Raw genomic sequence first — 17941 nt, forward strand, 5'->3', positions numbered from 1 at the left:
GGAACGGCATATATCCAGCGCCGCTCTGTTCCCCGAATGCGGGATGGGAAATACCGCGGGGTGAGTGCCCGCGCAGGTGCAACGCTTGCTTCCAGTCGCGCATGCCTGTCCCCTTCCACTTCTTGTTCTCGTCACCGGCGATTGCCGGCGCTCATCATCACACGGAAGGCATCCTCAGCGATATCGATTTATCAGGCCGGAAGAGCCGTCCTGGAAATACCGCGGTTTGACGCCGGAACACGCGGCTTGATCGAATGAGCCATGACTTCGTCGTACATCGACCTACGCTCGGACACCGTCACCAAGCCTGATGCGGAGATGCGGAAGGCGATGGCCGACGCCGAGGTCGGTGACGACGTCCTCGATCACGACCCGACCATGGCGGCGCTCGAGGAAGAGGTGGCGCACACTCTGGGTTTACCGGCGGCACTGTGGGTGCCGAGCGGATCGATGGGCAACCTGATTGCGCTGATGCTGCACCTTCACCGCGGCGATCAGTTCCTGGCACCGGAACACTCTCACGTCTTGGGCTCCGAATTGGGCACCGCTGCCTGGCTCGCCCAGGGAATGCCGATGGCGTTGCCGCACGACGGCGGACCCGGACGTCCCACCCCCGAGACTGTCGTGAAGGCGGCGGGCTCCCCCGGCCCGTACTTCGCGTTGAACACCACGCTGCTCTGTCTCGAGAACACTCATAACTTCGCCGGCGGTGCCGTCATGAATCCGACCGAATGGACGAAGCTGGTCGACGCAGCGCGATCACGCGGCTTGAAGATTCACCTCGACGGCGCCCGTCTCTGGAATGCCGCTGTTGCACTCGATGTTTCGCCCACCGAATTGACTTCCGGCGCCGATACCGTTCAGGTGTGCCTGAGTAAGGGACTCGGTGCGCCGGTCGGCTCGATACTCGCCGCATCACCCGAATTGATCACCGAAGCCCGAAGGATCCGCAAGATGCTCGGCGGCGGCGTTCGTCAGGGCGGAGTGCTGGCCGCAGCCGGCATCGTCGCGTTGCGCTCACAAGCTCGCCTCTCCGACGATCACGACAACGCGCAGCGCCTCGCGTCGGGGCTTCGTGAACGCGGTTGGGCCGTCGACGAACCTGCCACCAACATCGTTCTGGCCGCGACAGCCGATCCGTCGGTCACCGTTGCTCAGCTCGCCGCTGTCGATGTCGGCGCGGTCACCGTTGCCGGGAAGGTTCGGTTCGTGACACATCGCGACGTGAGCACTGCCGACATCGACGCGGTTCTGTCCAGAGTAACCTTCTGAACTACGCCACCAGGGGTTGAACCTCCTGCGCGACAAAGCGAATGAACTCGCGGACATCCGGCTCGTCAACAGTCGGTTGGAGTGCCACGGTGGTTGCACCTGCTGCAACCCATCGCCGTGTTGCTGCCGCGACTTCGGCCGCGTTGCCCACGGCAATCGCATCCTCCGGCGACTCGCTACCGGACGCTGCGGCCTCGGCAAGGGCGCGCTCACGACCGCCGGAACCGAAAGCACAGATGACGTAGACGACGACCTCGTGATCCGACGCCCCGATGTGAGCGATCGCCCGACGCACGCCGTCCGGGGTCGTCCCACCCGAGAGCACGGTGCCCTGCGCCAACTCGCCACTGAGCGCCAAAGTCTTTGGCCCCGTGGCGCCGACGAGCAACTGCGGCACCGTCTCCGGTGGCCACGCCAGCGTGACGTCCGTGAGATTCACGTATCGACCGGACACCGTCACCGACTCACCGCCCAGTAGCCGCTCGACTGCTCCGAACTGCTCCCGCAGGAGGGTCAACGGCGATTCGGCTTTGGCCCCGATCTGCCGCATCCAACTCTGAACGCCGTGACCGAAGCCAACCCGTAGTCGATCCGGATGAACTCTGGCCAGCGCTGAAATCTCCATCGCCGTGATCGCGGTGTTGCGCATCGGGGTCGGCAGCACACCGATCGCCACACCCACACGATCGGTCTCAGCCAATACAGTTGCAGCAGTGGCTATTCCTCCGCCGAAGAAGCAGTCTTCCCACAACCAGACCTCGTCGATACCGACTTCGTCTGCATACCTGGCATGTCGAACCAGATCTTCCGGAGATTGCTCCGGGCGCACGACGACGGCAATCCGTGCGGCGCTCATGCCGTCACCAGAAACGCGGCGATCTCGTCGGCGGTTCGACGGCCCTGTTCGCGGCCGAGTTCGGCTGCGGGGCGCCTGGTTGTCGGTGAAAGCGAGTTCGTTCCGATCGCTTCGACGACGGCGTCGTCGGCGAAGACAGGCAGCACGGGCAAGGGCGTCATCACATCGATTTCCCCTCGTAGACTGCCGCCCAGAAGATTCGGGGCGGGGTCGGCTGCGGGTGAAAGAACCACGACCACATCGCAGTCGGCAGCCAGATGAACATTCGAGCCACTCGCCATTCCGCCGTCCATGTACCGCTCGCCCTCGATCACGACTACCGGCCACACCCCTGGTACGGCGCAACTTGCTCCGACTGCGTCGATCAGTTCTACGCCGTCAGCGTTGCCGAACACCCTCAACTCACCGGTCTGTGCGTTGATCGCCGGGATGCGCAACTCCCGGTCGGGCCACAACCGATTGGGCAGCCTCGCCTCGATGACCGCGCGACGCACGGCAGGTTCGACGGTATCGGCTCTCATCGCTGCTTCGCCGAGCAAACGGAGCTGCTCGGCCCGGTCCTGCGATCCTGCGATCGCGTCGACGAACATCTGACCGAGTACCTCGACATCGACCTTCGGGTCGATTTCGCCGGTCGCCTCCGCTGTTTGTGCGTCGAAAAGCTCTTGCAGTGTCACGCCGCTCGCTATCTGAGCGCTCACCGTGGAACCTGCGGAAGTGCCGATCAACACGTCCGCCGTCAGCAGCGCAGCGGCAGTGTCCGGTGATTTGTCCTGAAGGCCCAACAGAAAACCTGTTTCCCAGGCGATTCCCGCAACGCCGCCACCGGCAAGTACCAACCCCAATTTCACGCCGTCCACCTCTCGTCGATCGTGATCCGTGCCCGAAGTCGACGTTAGACCTACTCTGAAGTGATGTTCATGCGCAGCGCAAAGACATTTGTTCCCGACGCACTCCGTGGTTTGATCGCATCCACCGACGACATCGCGTGGAATCCCGACCCTGGGTACCTCACACGCGCAAGGCCACTTCCCCGCGGACGGGTCGCGCTCGTCTCCGGCGGCGGTTCAGGCCACGAACCCATGCACGCCGGATTCATCGGCGAAGGAATGCTCACAGCCGTCTGCCCCGGATTGGTCTTCAGCTCACCCAATGCACTTCAGATCCACGAGGGGTCCAAGGCTGCCGACGCCGGCGGCGGCGTCCTTCACATCGTGAAGAACTACACCGGCGACGTGATGAACTTCGGTATCGCCCGAGAGTTGCTACGCGAGGACAAGATCGATACGGACGTCGTCCTGGTCGACGACGACGTCGCGACCGAACGCGCAGACGGCAGTGGCCCGGGGCGACGCGGTACTGCGGCAACCATCGTGGTGGAGAAGGTCTGCGGCGCATCCGCCGCCCGCGGCGACGACCTGGCCGAGGTGACCCGGATCGGACAACACGTCGCGCACTCCGCTCGGAGCATGGCCGTCGCCCTTCGCCCATGCACTTTGCCGGGGGCTGACGAGCCGTCGTTCGACTTGCCGGCGGGTCAGATGGAACTCGGTATCGGCATCCACGGCGAACGCGGCACAGAACGCGTGGACGCCCTGCCCGCACCGGAATTGGTGCGGCGGCTGACGGACCCGATCATCAAGTCCCTGAGTCTCGCCGAAGGCGACCGCGTCATCGCCGTCGTCAACGGTCTCGGCGCCACCCACCCGCTGGAGTTGCAACTTCTGTTCGCCGAACTCGGAGATTATCTGGACGAACAGGGAATTCACATCGAGCGGACACTGATCGGAACCTTCGTCACTGCATTGAACATGGCAGGCGCGTCCATCACCCTTGTTCGCACAGACAAAGAAATCCTCGAATTATGGGACGCACCAACAAAAGCGCCCGCCTGGCCGAATGCTATAGCGCGTGAGTACACCGGCATGGGCACGCGCGAATCTTTCGGTCCCACATTCACACCCGACACCTCACGCACCGCCGAAAGCAGCTTCGTCGGAAGCTGGATTGCGGACTGGGCCGAGAAGGTACTGGATCAGGAACCGGCACTGACCGATCTCGACCGACGAGCGGGCGACGGCGATTTCGGGACCAACATGGTGGCCGCACTGGATCAACTCGACATCTCGGCGATCCGTGACACGTACTCCACCGCAACGATATTCGATGCAGTCTCACAGGCGTACCTCGGCCACGCCGGTGGCACCTCCGGCGCATTGTTCGGCATCTGGTTCCGGCATTTCTTCCGCGTTGCCGCAGACTCGGCGGACTCCGAACTCGACCTCGGCGCGATCGCGGCTGCAGCGCGAGCGGGACTCGACAACATCACCTCGCTCGGCGGCGCACGCGTCGGCGACAAGACGATGGTCGACGCGATAGTTCCGGCGGTCGAGTCGTTGGAGCGATCCGTGAGCTCGGAAGCCGATCGAGATGCTGCGCTGGCGAGCGCAGCGGAAGCCGCAGCGGCCGGGGCGGAGTCGACCGAAACCATGCTCGCGAACCGCGGACGTGCAAGTTTTGTGGGCGAAGCCGCTCGCGGAGTAGTCGATCCGGGAGCGCTACTCATAGCGTGGTTCTTCGCCAGTGCAGTGGGTCACTAGCGAGCACTTCGGGGCTGTGACTAATCTGGCAGCCACAGCACATCGTTTGTGACGACCCGTGGGCAAAAGCACCGGTCTCACACACCACACAGGAGCAGCCCATGCTGAGCACCATGCAAGACGCCCCCCTCTCCATTGCTCAACTTCTCCGCCACGGTGCCTCCGTTCACGGCGCCTCCGAGGTTGTCACGTGGACCGAGTCCGGCCCGCGCCGTGTGTCCTACGCTGACGTCGGCAAGCGCTGTGCTCAGCTTGCGCACGCCCTGCGCGGGCTCGGCGTCGAGGGTGACGAGCGAGTCGCCACGTTCATGTGGAACAACTCCGAGCACCTCGAGGCGTACCTGGCGATCCCCTCGATGGGCGCTGTGCTCCACACCCTGAACATTCGTCTGTTCCCCGAGCAGTTGATCCATGTCGCCAATCACGCCGAGGACCGCGTGATCATCGTCGACCCGTCCCTGATTCCGCTTCTCTCTCCGCAGCTTCCGTCGCTGACCACCGTCAAACACATCGTCGTCACCGGCTCCTCCACTGCAGGACTCGAAGCTCCCGAGGGAGTGCAGGTTCACACCTACGAGGGCTTGATCGCCGATCAGCCCACCGAGTTCGACTGGCCCGAGGTCGACGAACTGAGCGCTGCCGCAATGTGTTACACGTCCGGCACCACGGGTGACCCCAAGGGCGTCGTCTACTCCCACCGTTCGATCTACCTGCACTCCATGCAGGTCTGCATGAGCGACGGCCCCAACCTCGCGCAGGGCGATCGTGCACTCGCCGTGGTGCCTCAGTTCCACGCCATGTCGTGGGGACTTCCCTACGCCGCGTTCATGATCGGCGCCTCGCTGATCATGCCCGACCGCTTCCTCCAGCCTGCCCCGTTGGCTGCGATCATCGCCAGCGAGCAGCCGACGTTCGCCGCGGCCGTACCCACCATCTGGCAGGGCCTGCACCTCTACCTCGAGCAGAACCCGCAGGACATCTCCTCGATGCGTGAGGTTCTGATCGGCGGCTCCGCGGTACCGCCCGCCCTCATGCACGCATTCGAAGCCGATCACAACGTCTCCGTCCTGCACGCCTGGGGCATGACCGAAACCTCCCCGCTCGGATCCGTTGCCCGTCCGCCGGCCGGTGTCACCGGCGACGCGATGTGGAAGTACCGCTACTCGCAGGGTCGATTCCCGGCATCCGTCGAGGCGCGTCTCATCGACGACGACGGCAAAGTTGTTGCACACGACGGAGTTTCCGTCGGCGAACTCGAAGTGCGCGGCCCTTGGATCACCGGGTCGTACTACGGCGTCGACGCGGAAGACAAGTTCAACGACGGCTGGCTCAAGACCGGCGACGTCGGATCCATCACGGCCGACGGCTTCCTGAGCCTGTCCGACCGCTCCAAGGACATCATCAAGTCCGGCGGCGAATGGATCTCCTCGGTCGACCTCGAGAACGCCGTCATGGGTCACCCCGACGTCACCGAAGCTGCCGTCATCGGCGTGCCGGACGAGAAGTGGGACGAGCGCCCGTTGGTTGCGGTTGTCCTTCGCGCCGGTTCCGAAACCACCATGTCCGAACTGCAACAGTACCTTTCGGACAAGGTTGCCAAGTGGCAGCTGCCCGAGAACTGGGCCGTGGTTCAGGAAGTCCCGAAGACGAGCGTCGGCAAGTTCGACAAGAAACGCCTTCGCGCCGACTACCACGAGGGCGGACTCGAAGTTACGCGACTCTGACACGGAGTGAATGTCGAAGTCTGAATACTGAAGGTGGGCAACAGGTTTTCGACCTGTTGCCCACCTTCGTTCACGAGCGAGGCACTTTACGGCCGATAGCCGACCGTGCGAAAAGCGATGTCGACGTACTTCTGCGCCAATTGCGACGGCGACATCGGACCGCCGGTCTGGAACCAACGCGGCAGTGACTGCGCCATACCGAGTATTGCCCGGACGGTCTCTTCGGTATCGGTGACCGCGAAATCTCCCGATGCCACACCGTCGTCGACGATCCTGCGCATCAGCAACTCGAGCCGCTTACGACTGGCGGCGTACCGACTTCGACTTTCCGGTGAGACATGCCGGATCTCGGTGTCCAACGCAGCGTGCCGCGACCGGTGGGTCATATAGAGAACAATCGCCTCCACCACCAAGGCGAAGCGTCGTACCGGATTTTCGCCGGCCTCCGCTTCTGCCGCTTCGGTTCTGGTATTCAGCTCACTCATCGAGATCTCGAACAAAGCGACGAGAACTGCCTCTTTGTTCGCGTGGTGATAGTAGAGCGCGGGAACGGTTACCCCGACACGATTGGCAATCTGGCGCACCGTCGTGCCGTGGTAACCGTTCTCGTCGAACAGCTCGAGCGAAGCCGTCAGGATGTCGGTCATCACCAGCGGCGGGAAGGACCTCCAGTCCACTGCCACCGAGCTCACCGACTCCACCTCGCCAGTCATGTGATAGCCGAAATTACCGCGGTGCCATACGGATTGCACCGTCGAGGCGGATCGTCTCACCATTGAGCATGGGGTTGGAAACGATGTGCGCAGCAAGCGCGCCGTACTCGCTGGGATCACCCAGGCGAGAGGGGTGAGGCACCTGCTGACCCAACGACGCCTGGGCTGCTTCGGGCAGTCCGGCCAGCAACGGGGTCTTGAACAAGCCGGGTGCAATGGTGTTGACGCGGATCAGCAGCGACGCGAGGTCACGGGCGATGGGAAGCGTCATACCGACGACGCCGCCCTTCGACGCGGAGTACGCAGCCTGCCCGATCTGGCCGTCATACGCTGCGACCGAAGCGGTGTTGATGATGACGCCGCGTTCACCGTCGATCGGCTCGGTCTTCGAAATACGTTCCGCAGCAAGACGAAGGACGTTGAAGGTGCCGATCAGATTGACGTCGATGACCTTCTTGAACGCGTCGAGCGGGAAAGCGCCCTTCTTGCTGACCGTCTTGACTGCGTTGCCGATTCCGGCGCAGTTGACTGCCACGCGCAGGGGTCCGAGGGACTCGGCCACGTCGAGTGCCGCGGTGACCGCAGCCTCGTCGGTGACGTCTGCAGCCGCGAAGCGGACCCGGTCGCCAAGTTCCTTGGCGATGGCTTCACCGTTGGACGACGAAAGGTCGATGATGACGACGCTGGCACCGTCGGCAAGAAGGGCTTTGGTGGTGGCCAGACCGAGGCCGGATGCTCCACCGGTGACGACGGCGACGCTGTCGTTGACGATCATGAGAGTTCCTTTCGAAAGGTTATGTGTTTCAGATGCGTTCGATGATGGTCGCGTTGGCCATGCCGGCGCCCTCGCACATGGTCTGCAATCCGTAGCGGCCGCCGGTGGCCTCGAGGTGGTTGACCATCGTGGTCAGCAGGCGAGTACCCGAGGACCCCAGGGCATGGCCGAGTGCAATCGCGCCGCCCCACGGGTTGAGCTTTGCCGGGTCGGCGCCGAACTCGTGAGCCCAGGCGAGCGGTACGGGAGCGAAGGCTTCGTTGACCTCGTAGGTGTCGATGTCGTCGATGCTCAGACCCGCGCGAGCGAGCACCTTGTGGGTGGCTGGGATGGGTGCGGTGAGCATGAAGATCGGGTCATCGCCCGCAACGGAGAAGGAATGGAAACGAGCTCGCGGCGTCAGCCCCAGCTTCGACGCCATTTCTTCGCTCATGATCAGTGCTGCGGACGCGCCGTCGGTGAGCGGCGACGAGTTACCGGGAGTGATCGACCACTGCGCCTCGGGGAAGCGCTGCGCGTACTTCTCCGAGTAGAACGACGGCTTCAAACCGGCGAGTCCCTCGGCGGTAGTAGACGCGCGAACCGTCTCGTCGACGATATGCGAGACGGTCTCACCGGCGGCGTTGGTCACCGAGATCGGCAGAATCTCCTTGTCGAAGAGCCCCTTCGCCGCTGCCTCTGCTGCCCGCTGGTGGGACTGCGCGGAGAATGCGTCGAGAGCGTCGCGGTCAAGCTTCCACTTGGCGGCGATCAATTCTGCAGAGATTCCCTGGTTGACCAGGCCTTCGGGGTAGCGAGCCGCGACGCCCGGACCGGAAGCGTCCTTCCCCATCGTCGTGGTACCCATCGGGACACGACTCATGGATTCGACGCCTGCCGCGATCACGATGTCGTAGGCCCCGGCGATCACGCCCTGCGCCGCAAAGTGCGCAGCTTGCTGACTTGATCCGCACTGGCGATCAATCGTGGTGGCGGGTACCGACTCGGGGAACCCTCCCGACAGGACCGCGCTGCGGGTGATGTTGAGTGCCTGCTCACCGGCCTGTCCGACGCAACCGCCGATCACGTCGTCCACCAGGGCGGGGTCGAGGCCGTTTCGCGAGGTGATGGAACGCAGAACGTGGGCCATCAGTTCGACAGGGTGCGTCCCGGACAGTGCGCCGCCCGGCTTTCCCTTGCCGGACGCGATCCGGACTACATCGACGATCACTGCCTTGGTCATCTTCGTTCCCTTCGAGGACGTGCATTGCTGGGGCGGTCCGGCACCCGAGTTTCGTGGCGCCGGGTACCGGACCGAGATCGAGGGAGCACCCTGACTTAGCGCTCGCTAAAGAACTACCACCGACTTGATCCTCTCGTCAAGAGGGGGCCTCCGAACTCGAAACAAATGTGGCCGACTAAAAGCTGGGCGATCAGTGACCTCGCCTGGCCCACGCCATTCATTAGTACTTTCGAATGATAGGTTTTCAATCTTCGCCCGAAATGTCCGGAATCGGATAACCTTCCGCCACAAGCAATCCAAGCCACAGGGGATTCGGGGCGTGGCACCAATCGATGACAACCGCAGGGGGACTGACTGGGAGGTTTGGCGTGGACCTGCGATACGTTGCCTTCACGCGTGCCGACCCGCATTTCTACGACCGAATCAGAACGGTCACCCGACCAGATACATCAACTGACCAGCACTTTATCCCCGCGAAGTCGGTGGATTGGTCGCTCTGGCGGCGCGGTCCCCAAAGTGGACCGTGGACCTACTTCCAACCGCCCGACGGTCTGCTGCCAGAACAAGGATGGAAGATTCACTGCTCCGCTACCCGAGCCAACGCGCAGGAGCTGCTCGATACCGTTTCCGTGTATTGCGGTCACAATCATGTGCCGTTCAAATTTCTTCGGACGGCAGCAAACCTCATGTTGTCCAACAGCAAGCAGGCCAATCGAACTTCCAGCGGAAAATTCATCACGATCTATCCGGCGGATGGTGTTGCCACACAACGTGTCATCACCGAACTGGACAAGCTTGTCGCCGGTGCCGACGGGCCGTACATCCTCAGCGATGTGCGATGGAACCGGGGACCGCTCTACTTACGGTACGGCGCGTATCTGCCCATGCAGACCTACGATTCATTCGGCGATCGCGTCCCCGCAATTCGGCGTCCTGACGGATCGCTCGAACCCGATGTGCGCGGCACTTCCTTCAGAACTCCGGACTGGGTACAAATCCCGGACTTCGTTCGCGCGCAGCAAGACAAGCTGAAATCACATGACGAATTCCCCTATTCGATCAATGAAGCCCTGCACTTCAGCAACAGCGGGGGGATCTACTCCGCGTTCGACGACGCCGGCATCGATCTGGTCATCAAAGAAGGCCGTCCCTTTACCGCCCCGGACGCCAACGGCCGGTACGCAATCGACCGCATCCGTAACGAGTACGACAAGTTGACTCACCTTGCCGACAACCCGTACGCACCTTCTGCGATCAGGTTGTTCGAGCGCGAGGGACACCACTTCCTTGTCACCGAGCGCGCCGCCGGCACTCCCCTGAATCAGGAAGTTGCGCTCCGCCACCCACTGATACGCGCGGACCAGACACTCAGTTCCCGAACGGAATACAGAACCTGGGCACTCGACATTGCACAACAGTTGACTACCGCAGTCGAGAGCTTCCACAACGCCGGAATCGTTCATGCCGATCTTCACCCTGGCAACGTCATGTGCTCACCGTCCGGTATTCGGATCATCGACTTCGAGATGGCCCACAACATCGACGAGCATCCGCCCCGGTCCACCGGAGCCCCCGGATACACAGCACCTCGACAGTTGACAGGAATCGCGGCGGATCGATACTCGTTGGGATGCATCGAGCTGGGACTCTTTGTCCCACTTACTACATTGTTCCCTCTCGATTGCAACAAGATTCCCGAACTCATCGACTATGCGATGTCTCGATTCGATCTTCCTCGTGCCTTCGGTGCCTCGCTCTATTCGATGCTCGACGTACAGGCGCCGGAACCGGAGAATCGCCCGCATCGTTGGGACACGTCGCCCGGGGAAAACCTGCAACGGGCGGCCGCTCTATTGCGCTGCGGCATCCTCGCCTCGCTTGATCTCTCCCGCCCTGATCGACTCTTTCCCGGTGACATCGCCCAGTTCGAAGTGAACGGCTACGGCATTGCTCACGGCTCGTGCGGAAACCTGCTCGCCGATGATCTTCCCACCGACACCTTGGAGTCAGTCCTGGAATGGACTGAACATCAGGTTGATTCGGATACGCAACCACAGTTCGGTTTCTTCGACGGGCTCGCGGGTGCGGTGCACACCTTTCGGCATCACGGGCGACATTCGACAGCCGACAGGTGGGTCGAGACTTTGCGTCGAGCCCCACTCGACGACATCGACTCCAGCCTTTTCAGCGGCCTTTCCGGAATCGGTTGCCTCCTACTCGAGGAATCGGTTTCACGACCGACTGTGTCACCCACTCTCGCTGTCGTGACCGAGACTCTGCGCGAACGAATTTCAGCTGCTCGCTTGCATGTCCGCGACGCCGGCGGAACACCTTGGGCAGTGGCCGGCCGAGGTGGGCTGATGCGGGGACCGAGCGGACAAGCACTGTTCTGGACTCGCCACTACGAACTGAGTGGTGATCCTCGATCGCTGGAACACGCACGCCAGCTCGTCGACATCGATCTGTCTGTGATGTCGATGTGCCCTGACGGGTCGATGCAGCTGAGAGAGGAGCGCCGGACGATGCCGTATCTCGGATCCGGGTCTGTCGGTGTGGGCCTGGTACTTCTACAACTTCTGCGCCATGTCGACGAACCGCGTTACGCAGCTGCGGTGCGTGCGATATCCCGCGCCGCCACAGTCGAATTCACTGCCCAAGCCGGACTACTCAACGGGCGAGCCGGGCTGATTCTGTTTCTCAGCGAACTCTCCAAGACTCCATACGCCGGCGCCGATTGTGAACAGACGCTTGCACAGCAGTTTCAGCTTCTGGGCTTGCACAGCCTCAATCACGCAGGAGGCCTGCACTTTCCAGGTGAACAGAACCTGAGACTCTCGACAGACTGGGCAACCGGATCTGCAGGAATACTGGCGTTGCTCCGACATACCGGCTCGGCACCTGCCCGACAGTCGTTTCCACTGATGTGCGCGTCGACCTGCCACATCGCCTAGTTGTATGAGGCACGGACGTTAGTTACGCGGTGCCGGCGGTAAGCGGCAGGCGGTCGTCCTCCGCGTGCTGAATGCGGTCGGTGATAATTATAGTGAATGTTCCACACCTCGACGGCAGTGCGCCGCTCGGCTTCGCTGATGTATTCGCGGGAGTACAGCAGTTCTTCGGCGAGGATGCGGTTGTAGCGCTCCACTTTCCCATTGTGTTTCGGCGTGTACGGCTTGATCCGGTAGTGCCGCGCTTCCCGCAGTGAAGCAGTGAAATCTGCTGCCCGATAGCATGATCCGTTGTCGGTGATCACGCGCTCGATCCGGGTGATGCCGTGCGCCGCGAAGAAGAGTCGGGCGTTGTTCATGAAATCGATGGCTGTCGCGGCAGTTTCGTTGTCTCTGGCCTCGGTGTACGCCAAACGGGTGTTGCCATCGATCGCGGAATGCAAATAGGTGTAGCCGACGCGGCCCTGCTTGTTCTTCGTTTTCCGACGTTGTGATCGTTTGGCCTGCTCGGAACCTCGCCCGTGGACGCGCCAACCTCCGCCGTCAGGGATGCGGCCGACCTTCTTCACGTCGACGTGCACCATCTGACCAGGCCGTTTCGCGGCGATGACCTGGGGTTTGCGGTTCGTTTCGCCGTTCGGGTCGATGAACCGGCGGCGATTGAGACCAAGATCCCGCAGGAGTTTCGTGACCGTCCGGCGAGCGATGACCGTTCCGTCCATTCGGAGTTCGAACGTGATGCGCGCGGCCGACCATTTCCGGGTCCGGCGCATCGCTTCGATCTCGGCCACGATCTCTGCGGCGGTGGCGGTGGGTTGATGGTTCGGTGCGCTGGATCTGTCTTGTAATCCCAGTTCACCGTATTTGCGGTACCGGTTGACCCACGTGGAGGCGCATTGTCGGGAGATGCCCATTTCGGCGGCGACGTGGGCGATCGGACGAGTGCGGCACCGCTCGATGAGTCGTCGTCTTCCCTCCACAGTCAGCGGAGCATTACGGTGTGTCACAGGGCTGGTCCCTTTGCTGTTGATGGTCTGTTTCGCAACTTCCATCCTGCCGCGAAGGGCCAGCCCGTCTACTTCAATCCAGCGTCAGCAACGTCCATACCCACAACACCTAGTTGTTCGGAAAGTTATCACCTCGGAAGATTGGAGCACAGAAGCATCAGGCCAAAAATCTGAAATGGAATCAGCACCGCAAGCAAACTCGATCGATCAAATCCATCGGCAAGAACGCCGATCAACAAAGGAAATGACAATGGACGCTATTCTCTCCCTTCAAGATCTGTCAGTCGCCGCCGGCAACGTCGGAGATGCCGGCCAACTCGAGCAGAACGCGGCAATCAGTTCGCTCAGTTTCTTCTGCCTCTGACCTCAGGCCGATACCTCGGAGCAAGTCCGGGGTATCGGCTTTTACAATCCATATCGAAAAGAAAATACGGGTCGCCGCGTCGACTATCGACGATGCGACCCGTATTGCAATGTCATTCCGCGCTGAACGAGGGAATCATCATGCTTCCCATCACTGCCAAGCCGCTGACATCTCGAAGCGAACCCAGAGCATTACTCAAGAAAGAAAAAAGCATCAGATACTCACCTCCTTAAGCTGCGAGTTGGCGGATCGGAAGGTCATCCCTGCACCCACCCGTCGCTCGACAATGCAGTCAGCATCTCGAAGAAGCTGACGTGGATCGCTGACAGTGACCCGGTGAAAAGACCAAAAACATCTTCCAAGGAACCCATTTTCGCCCTCCCTAATCTATTTGAACGGATTGAACGGGACGTCGAGGCCGAAGTCCACGGAGAGCGCGAAAGGCATTGTGATGATGGACTTGAAAGCAGTCAGCATCATGGGCAAGAGCGCCGAAACCGAACCCAGATCAGATGAATTCATCTCACATCCTCCTATTCGCTCGAGATTCCGACGAGTCCGTCGATGACGACTCCACCGGCATCGATTGACCCGTAGGCGAAATTCAGAATCGCCTGCAAGAACGGAACTAACATTTCCCACTCCTTCGCAACGGACATTCGCATGTCGTCGGTACTATTATCCGTCGCCCGTATTGCGGGATCTGGGGCCGAGCGATCACGATGTGGATGTAACCGTAGACAAAATCCTAGAACATGTGCCAGTTTTTGCGCTTTATTTCAAAGATCCCACCTTAAGTAGGATATTCGACGATTTACTCATAGGTGAACTCGTACTTAAGTCCTACACAAAATGTCGAAATCTGGCGGTTCCGCGTGGCAGGCCCATTACAGAATGAACGGTATCGTTTCATCATGGAACGCATCCACACTTCACCGAGCTGCATTCGCCGATGATCTACGCGACCTGGCGGCAATGCCGAGGGCAGATCGTATGGTCACTGGCGATGATATTCCTCCTGATCCTGACAGCCGCACTTTCAGGCTGGTTCGTTCAGCGTTCGGGCGAGAGTTGGGACTTCGGCGACATTTGCTCACGCTGGTACGACGGAGGTGGCAGTTGCCGTGCCGACACCGCTCTCACCTTGACGACGCTTCTCGTACTCCTACTACCGTTCGCCTCAGGAATGCTGGTCGGCGTCACCACATTCGCCCGAGACTTCGAGCAGGGTCCCGAAAACCTCGATTTTCTCGAGTCCACCAGCCTTGTTCGATGGTATTTCTTGCGGGTCCTGGTGGTCTTCGTTCCCATCACCCTTGCGATGGCAGTCCTGGGCCTGGTGCTCGGCTGGACCCAGACGCTTGGCCGGGGACAGGCGGCAACAAATGAAGCCACCTCGTTTTCCTTGATGGAGTTCCCCAATTTTCAGACGACGGGAATCGTCGTCGGCGCCTACACCTTTTTAGCAATGACTACCGGCAGCGCAGCCGCATTGCTCATCCGCAACACCGTCTTCGCGATGGTCATGACTCTTCTCGCGTTCTTGATCGTGCCCGTCGCACTGAGCGCGACGATGCGCGAGCATTACTTGGCCCCCGACACTGAAGTGCAACCCATCGACGGACTGGCACGTGCAGCGGAATATGCACCGTCGCCGTATGAAAATCTCGACTCGAGGTGGGTCATCGATGCCGGCTTCGCCGATACGGATGGCAACATGATCGACGCCGATTACACAATGTGCTGGGGCTCAGACAATTCCGATCGCAAGCAGCAAGACCTCGAGGTCGACAACTGCCTTCGAGAACAGGGAATCGATCACTATGCCGTGATCTATCACCCACAGAGCCGGTACTGGCAATTTCAGTTCATCGAGACTGCCGTGATGCTGTTGTGCTCCGGGTTGATGGTGGCGCTCGCACTCGTCGGCGCACGTGGACTACGTCGGCGACCCGCCTATAACCGACTGTCCGAAATGTCGAAATCGATTTGATAGCAGCAATTTTCGATCCACATTCTCTTGTGTTCGAAACTTTGTTCGATTATGCTTTCGGCATGGACAGTCGGGATGCGTGGCAGCTGGATGGCGAGGGCCTCAAGGGGGAGGTTCTGGATCTGGTGCGTGTCCGGCACGAGTTGCAGTCGCGGTTGGTGTTGCTGATCGTGGAGATGTTTTCCCGTGAGGTTCTCGGTGGGAAGGGTTTTCGGGCGATCGCGCAGTGGTTGCATGGTTCGACGAATTTGGAGATCGGTGAGTGCAGTCTGCTGGTCGGGTTGGCGCGGTTGTTGATGCTCGAACCTGTTGTCGCGGATGCGTTTCATCGTGGTGACGTGGATGCGTTGAAGGCGCGGCAGGTGGCGTCGTTTTGTCAGCATCCGCCGAAGAACATGACCCTGGCGGATGTGGACAAGGCTCGCGGGATTTTGTTGTCGTTGGCGTCGAAGAACATTGCGGATTGCGATGCGGTGCGGGCGGCGATTCGGCGGATCGAGAAGCAGTACGGCAAGCGTGAGGACGGGGTCCCGGTCGGCGAGGATTCGGAGCGTAACGAGTTCTACGCCTCGAAAGGCTTGTACGGGCGGGTGACCGTGAAGGGCGACCTGGATGCTGTGAACGGGGCACGTCTGATCACGTTGTTGTCGAGTCTGTCGGCTCCGACGCCGGAGAAGGACGGCGTGAAGGACGCCCGTACGCCGGCGCTACGACGGGCGGACGGGTTCTGCGAATTGTTGCGGCGGTACGAGCGGGCGGGGTTGGGTCCGATCGAGGGCGGGGTGAAACCGCACATCACGGTGACTGCGTCCGCGAAAGACATGACGGACCTGCAAGCGTTGAAAGACCTCTTGCCGTCGACTCAGGAACTGGGTTTCGCGTGGACGGATTGGGTGGGCCCGATCAGTATCGATACCGCGCGGATGTTGGCGTGCGACTGCACCGTGACGCGAATTTTGTTGGATGAGAACGGTGTTCCGCTCGACTGCGGCAAGGAAGCGAGAACAGCGACGGTTCCGCAAAGGCGAGCACTGGCCGTCCGGGATGGCGGGTGCGCGTTTCCGGGGTGCGGGACTCCGTCGGGGTGGTGCGATGCCCATCATATTGTTCACTGGAACGATGGTGGCCCAACAGATCTCGACAATCTGATCTTGTTGTGCGGTCATCACCACCGGACGATGCACCACACGGAATGGCGGGTGGAGATCGGACCGGATCGAAAGACGGTGTTCTATCCACCGATGTCGATCGATCCGTATCAACAGCCGATCGGCGGGAACAGCCCACCCACAGCGGCGTGAATCGCGACAATCGAATACATCAGCACCGGGGACGAACCATGCCCCGGTGCTGGTGCACGTTTCTGGTCAGATCCCAACCCCTCAGATCCCAACCCCTCAGATCCCAACCCCTCAGATCCCAACCCCTCAAATCCCAGCCCCTCAGATCCCGGCCCTTCGCACGAGAGCGTCAGTGGCAGAAGGGGATACAACGTCAATCGCTCGTAACAGCCCCGCGTACCGCGGATACAGCTCGACGGGACGCGTATTGATCGCCCTCAAGATCCACGATGCAGCTTGATCGGCCGTCAGCGCCGGCTGGCTCACGTAATCCGCCGTCGGCGCGATCATCGGTGTTCGTATGAGTGGGAATTGCACTGTGGTGACATCGACACCGGTGCCGTGACATTCCGCGCCGAGGCTTCGGCCGAAGGCACTGAGAGCAGACTTCGACGCGTGATAGGCGCTGAACCTGGGCATCACCCCGGCAGTAACTCCCCAGGTTCCGACGTTGATGATGTGTCCGGACTTCGCCTCGAGCATTGCGGGCAGTAGCCGCAACGTCAGTCTTGTCGGCCCGAAGTAGTTCAGCGCCATGGTGCGCTCGTAGTCGTGGAATCGGTCGACCGAATCCAATGCGGTACGCCGGATCGAGCGACCCGCATTGTTGACGAGGATGTCGACCGACCCGAATCGATCCGCGATCGTCTCCGCGAGTTCGTCAACGGCTTCACCGCGGGAGAGGTCCGCAGGCACGATGTGTGCCCATCCTCCCCTGCGGTGAATCTCGTCCCGTACGTGTTCGAGGTTTTCCTCACCGCGCGCGACCAGGATCATCTCGGCTCCCCGACGAGCCAAAAGATGAGCTGTCGCCTCACCGATCCCTGACGAGGCTCCCGTCAGGACGATGGTCTTGTCGGAAAGCGTGACGCCGCGAGACGGAACAAGGGAGCGCAGACGCGTCGGCGGTCTCAATGCAAGATTGCTGAGAATCGATCTGATCACGTCGGCCTCGGTTCGATCTTCGCGTGCGATTCGGTGCGAACCCGTCCCTGAACAGCCCACTTCGGACGCACCGCGGAAATTACTCAAAAGTAAGTTATGGCGCCGTTTCGGCCGTGTCAAGAATTCGTCGGGATTTAGGAGTATCTGCCACTAGCTTTTCCTGATACCTCGGGTTACATTAA

General features: G+C 61.1%; 14 protein-coding genes. 6 read left to right on the forward strand and 8 right to left on the reverse strand.

Going from position 1 to position 17941, the window contains the following annotated elements; translation table 11 throughout:
- Positions 1 to 261 precede the first annotated feature (261 nt).
- A complete protein-coding gene (locus tag EHW12_RS27870; RefSeq protein WP_007730456.1) occupies positions 262 to 1272 on the forward strand; it encodes a GntG family PLP-dependent aldolase in 1011 nt (336 codons plus the stop codon).
- Position 1273: 1 nt separating this feature from the next.
- Here the strand turns inward: EHW12_RS27870 and EHW12_RS27875 are convergent, their stop codons facing one another.
- Both EHW12_RS27875 and EHW12_RS27880 read right to left on the reverse strand, forming a co-directional pair.
- A complete protein-coding gene (locus tag EHW12_RS27875; RefSeq protein ID WP_125052253.1) occupies positions 1274 to 2128 on the reverse strand; it encodes an LLM class flavin-dependent oxidoreductase in 855 nt (284 codons plus the stop codon).
- Positions 2125 to 2988, reverse strand: a complete 864-nt coding sequence (locus EHW12_RS27880) for a patatin-like phospholipase family protein (protein ID WP_125052255.1) — start codon at positions 2986 to 2988, stop codon at positions 2125 to 2127. The genes EHW12_RS27875 and EHW12_RS27880 overlap by 4 nt, the downstream gene beginning before the upstream one ends.
- A gap of 54 nt (positions 2989 to 3042) precedes the next feature.
- Between EHW12_RS27880 and EHW12_RS27885 the strand changes: the two genes are divergently transcribed.
- Both EHW12_RS27885 and EHW12_RS27890 read left to right on the forward strand, forming a co-directional pair.
- Positions 3043 to 4728 carry a dihydroxyacetone kinase family protein gene (locus EHW12_RS27885; protein ID WP_164490603.1) on the forward strand — a complete coding sequence of 562 codons (1686 nt, stop codon included), beginning with the start codon at positions 3043 to 3045 and terminating at the stop codon, positions 4726 to 4728.
- Between the two features lie 101 nt (positions 4729 to 4829).
- The gene (locus EHW12_RS27890; protein WP_042451581.1) at positions 4830 to 6452 is read left to right on the forward strand and encodes a long-chain fatty acid--CoA ligase; all 1623 of its coding nucleotides are present in this window, start codon (positions 4830 to 4832) and stop codon (positions 6450 to 6452) included.
- A gap of 86 nt (positions 6453 to 6538) precedes the next feature.
- On the opposite strand, the gene EHW12_RS27895 is transcribed toward EHW12_RS27890, so the two are convergent.
- Genes EHW12_RS27895 through EHW12_RS27905 form a run of 3 tightly spaced genes read right to left on the reverse strand, consistent with a single transcriptional unit; the run spans position 6539 to position 9162 of the window.
- Complete coding sequence (locus EHW12_RS27895) at positions 6539 to 7165, reverse strand: TetR/AcrR family transcriptional regulator (protein ID WP_064443586.1); 627 nt, start codon at positions 7163 to 7165, stop codon at positions 6539 to 6541.
- Between the two features lie 13 nt (positions 7166 to 7178).
- A complete protein-coding gene (locus tag EHW12_RS27900; RefSeq protein WP_125052259.1) occupies positions 7179 to 7940 on the reverse strand; it encodes a 3-hydroxyacyl-CoA dehydrogenase in 762 nt (253 codons plus the stop codon).
- Between the two features lie 28 nt (positions 7941 to 7968).
- Entirely contained in the window at positions 7969 to 9162 is a 1194-nt protein-coding gene (locus EHW12_RS27905; RefSeq protein WP_125052261.1) for an acetyl-CoA C-acyltransferase, read from the reverse strand.
- Positions 9163 to 9530: 368 nt separating this feature from the next.
- On the opposite strand from EHW12_RS27905, the gene lanKC reads away from it, so the two are divergent.
- Positions 9531 to 12113 carry a class III lanthionine synthetase LanKC gene (gene lanKC / locus EHW12_RS27910; RefSeq protein WP_125052263.1) on the forward strand — a complete coding sequence of 861 codons (2583 nt, stop codon included), beginning with the start codon at positions 9531 to 9533 and terminating at the stop codon, positions 12111 to 12113.
- Here the strand turns inward: lanKC and EHW12_RS27915 are convergent.
- Positions 12110 to 13117, reverse strand: a complete 1008-nt coding sequence (locus EHW12_RS27915) for an IS481 family transposase (protein ID WP_125050654.1) — start codon at positions 13115 to 13117, stop codon at positions 12110 to 12112. The genes lanKC and EHW12_RS27915 overlap by 4 nt on opposite strands.
- 751 nt (positions 13118 to 13868) lie before the next feature.
- Entirely contained in the window at positions 13869 to 14003 is a 135-nt protein-coding gene (locus EHW12_RS35940) for a hypothetical protein (protein ID WP_256082940.1), read from the reverse strand.
- 484 nt (positions 14004 to 14487) lie between these two features.
- Between EHW12_RS35940 and EHW12_RS27920 the strand changes: the two genes are divergently transcribed.
- Both EHW12_RS27920 and EHW12_RS27925 read left to right on the forward strand, forming a co-directional pair.
- Entirely contained in the window at positions 14488 to 15474 is a 987-nt protein-coding gene (locus EHW12_RS27920) for a hypothetical protein (RefSeq protein WP_125052265.1), read from the forward strand.
- Positions 15475 to 15536: 62 nt separating this feature from the next.
- A complete protein-coding gene (locus tag EHW12_RS27925; RefSeq protein WP_125052267.1) occupies positions 15537 to 16775 on the forward strand; it encodes an HNH endonuclease signature motif containing protein in 1239 nt (412 codons plus the stop codon).
- Positions 16776 to 16916: 141 nt separating this feature from the next.
- Here the strand turns inward: EHW12_RS27925 and EHW12_RS27935 are convergent, their stop codons facing one another.
- On the reverse strand, positions 16917 to 17819 hold the full coding sequence (locus EHW12_RS27935) for an SDR family oxidoreductase (RefSeq protein ID WP_081305497.1): 903 nt from the start codon (positions 17817 to 17819) through the stop codon (positions 16917 to 16919).
- Between the last annotated feature and the right edge of the window lie 122 nt (positions 17820 to 17941).

This window comes from Rhodococcus sp. NJ-530 (genome assembly GCF_003860625.1).
Lineage (GTDB): Bacteria > Actinomycetota > Actinomycetes > Mycobacteriales > Mycobacteriaceae > Rhodococcus_F > Rhodococcus_F qingshengii.

What these genes read in the sequence shown, in the direction of transcription:
- EHW12_RS27920 (WP_125052265.1), top strand. Translation starts at nt 14,488, where the DNA reads ATGATATTCCTCCTGATCCTGACAGCCGCACTTTCAGGCTGGTTCGTT.
- EHW12_RS27870 (WP_007730456.1), top strand. Translation starts at nt 262, where the DNA reads ATGACTTCGTCGTACATCGACCTACGCTCGGACACCGTCACCAAGCCT.
- EHW12_RS27925 (WP_125052267.1), top strand. Translation starts at nt 15,537, where the DNA reads ATGGACAGTCGGGATGCGTGGCAGCTGGATGGCGAGGGCCTCAAGGGG.
- EHW12_RS27875 (WP_125052253.1), bottom strand. Translation starts at nt 2,128, where the DNA reads ATGAGCGCCGCACGGATTGCCGTCGTCGTGCGCCCGGAGCAATCTCCG.
- EHW12_RS27890 (WP_042451581.1), top strand. Translation starts at nt 4,830, where the DNA reads ATGCTGAGCACCATGCAAGACGCCCCCCTCTCCATTGCTCAACTTCTC.
- EHW12_RS27900 (WP_125052259.1), bottom strand. Translation starts at nt 7,940, where the DNA reads ATGATCGTCAACGACAGCGTCGCCGTCGTCACCGGTGGAGCATCCGGC.
- EHW12_RS27885 (WP_164490603.1), top strand. Translation starts at nt 3,043, where the DNA reads ATGTTCATGCGCAGCGCAAAGACATTTGTTCCCGACGCACTCCGTGGT.
- EHW12_RS35940 (WP_256082940.1), bottom strand. Translation starts at nt 14,003, where the DNA reads ATGAATTCATCTGATCTGGGTTCGGTTTCGGCGCTCTTGCCCATGATG.
- EHW12_RS27905 (WP_125052261.1), bottom strand. Translation starts at nt 9,162, where the DNA reads ATGACCAAGGCAGTGATCGTCGATGTAGTCCGGATCGCGTCCGGCAAG.
- EHW12_RS27895 (WP_064443586.1), bottom strand. Translation starts at nt 7,165, where the DNA reads ATGACTGGCGAGGTGGAGTCGGTGAGCTCGGTGGCAGTGGACTGGAGG.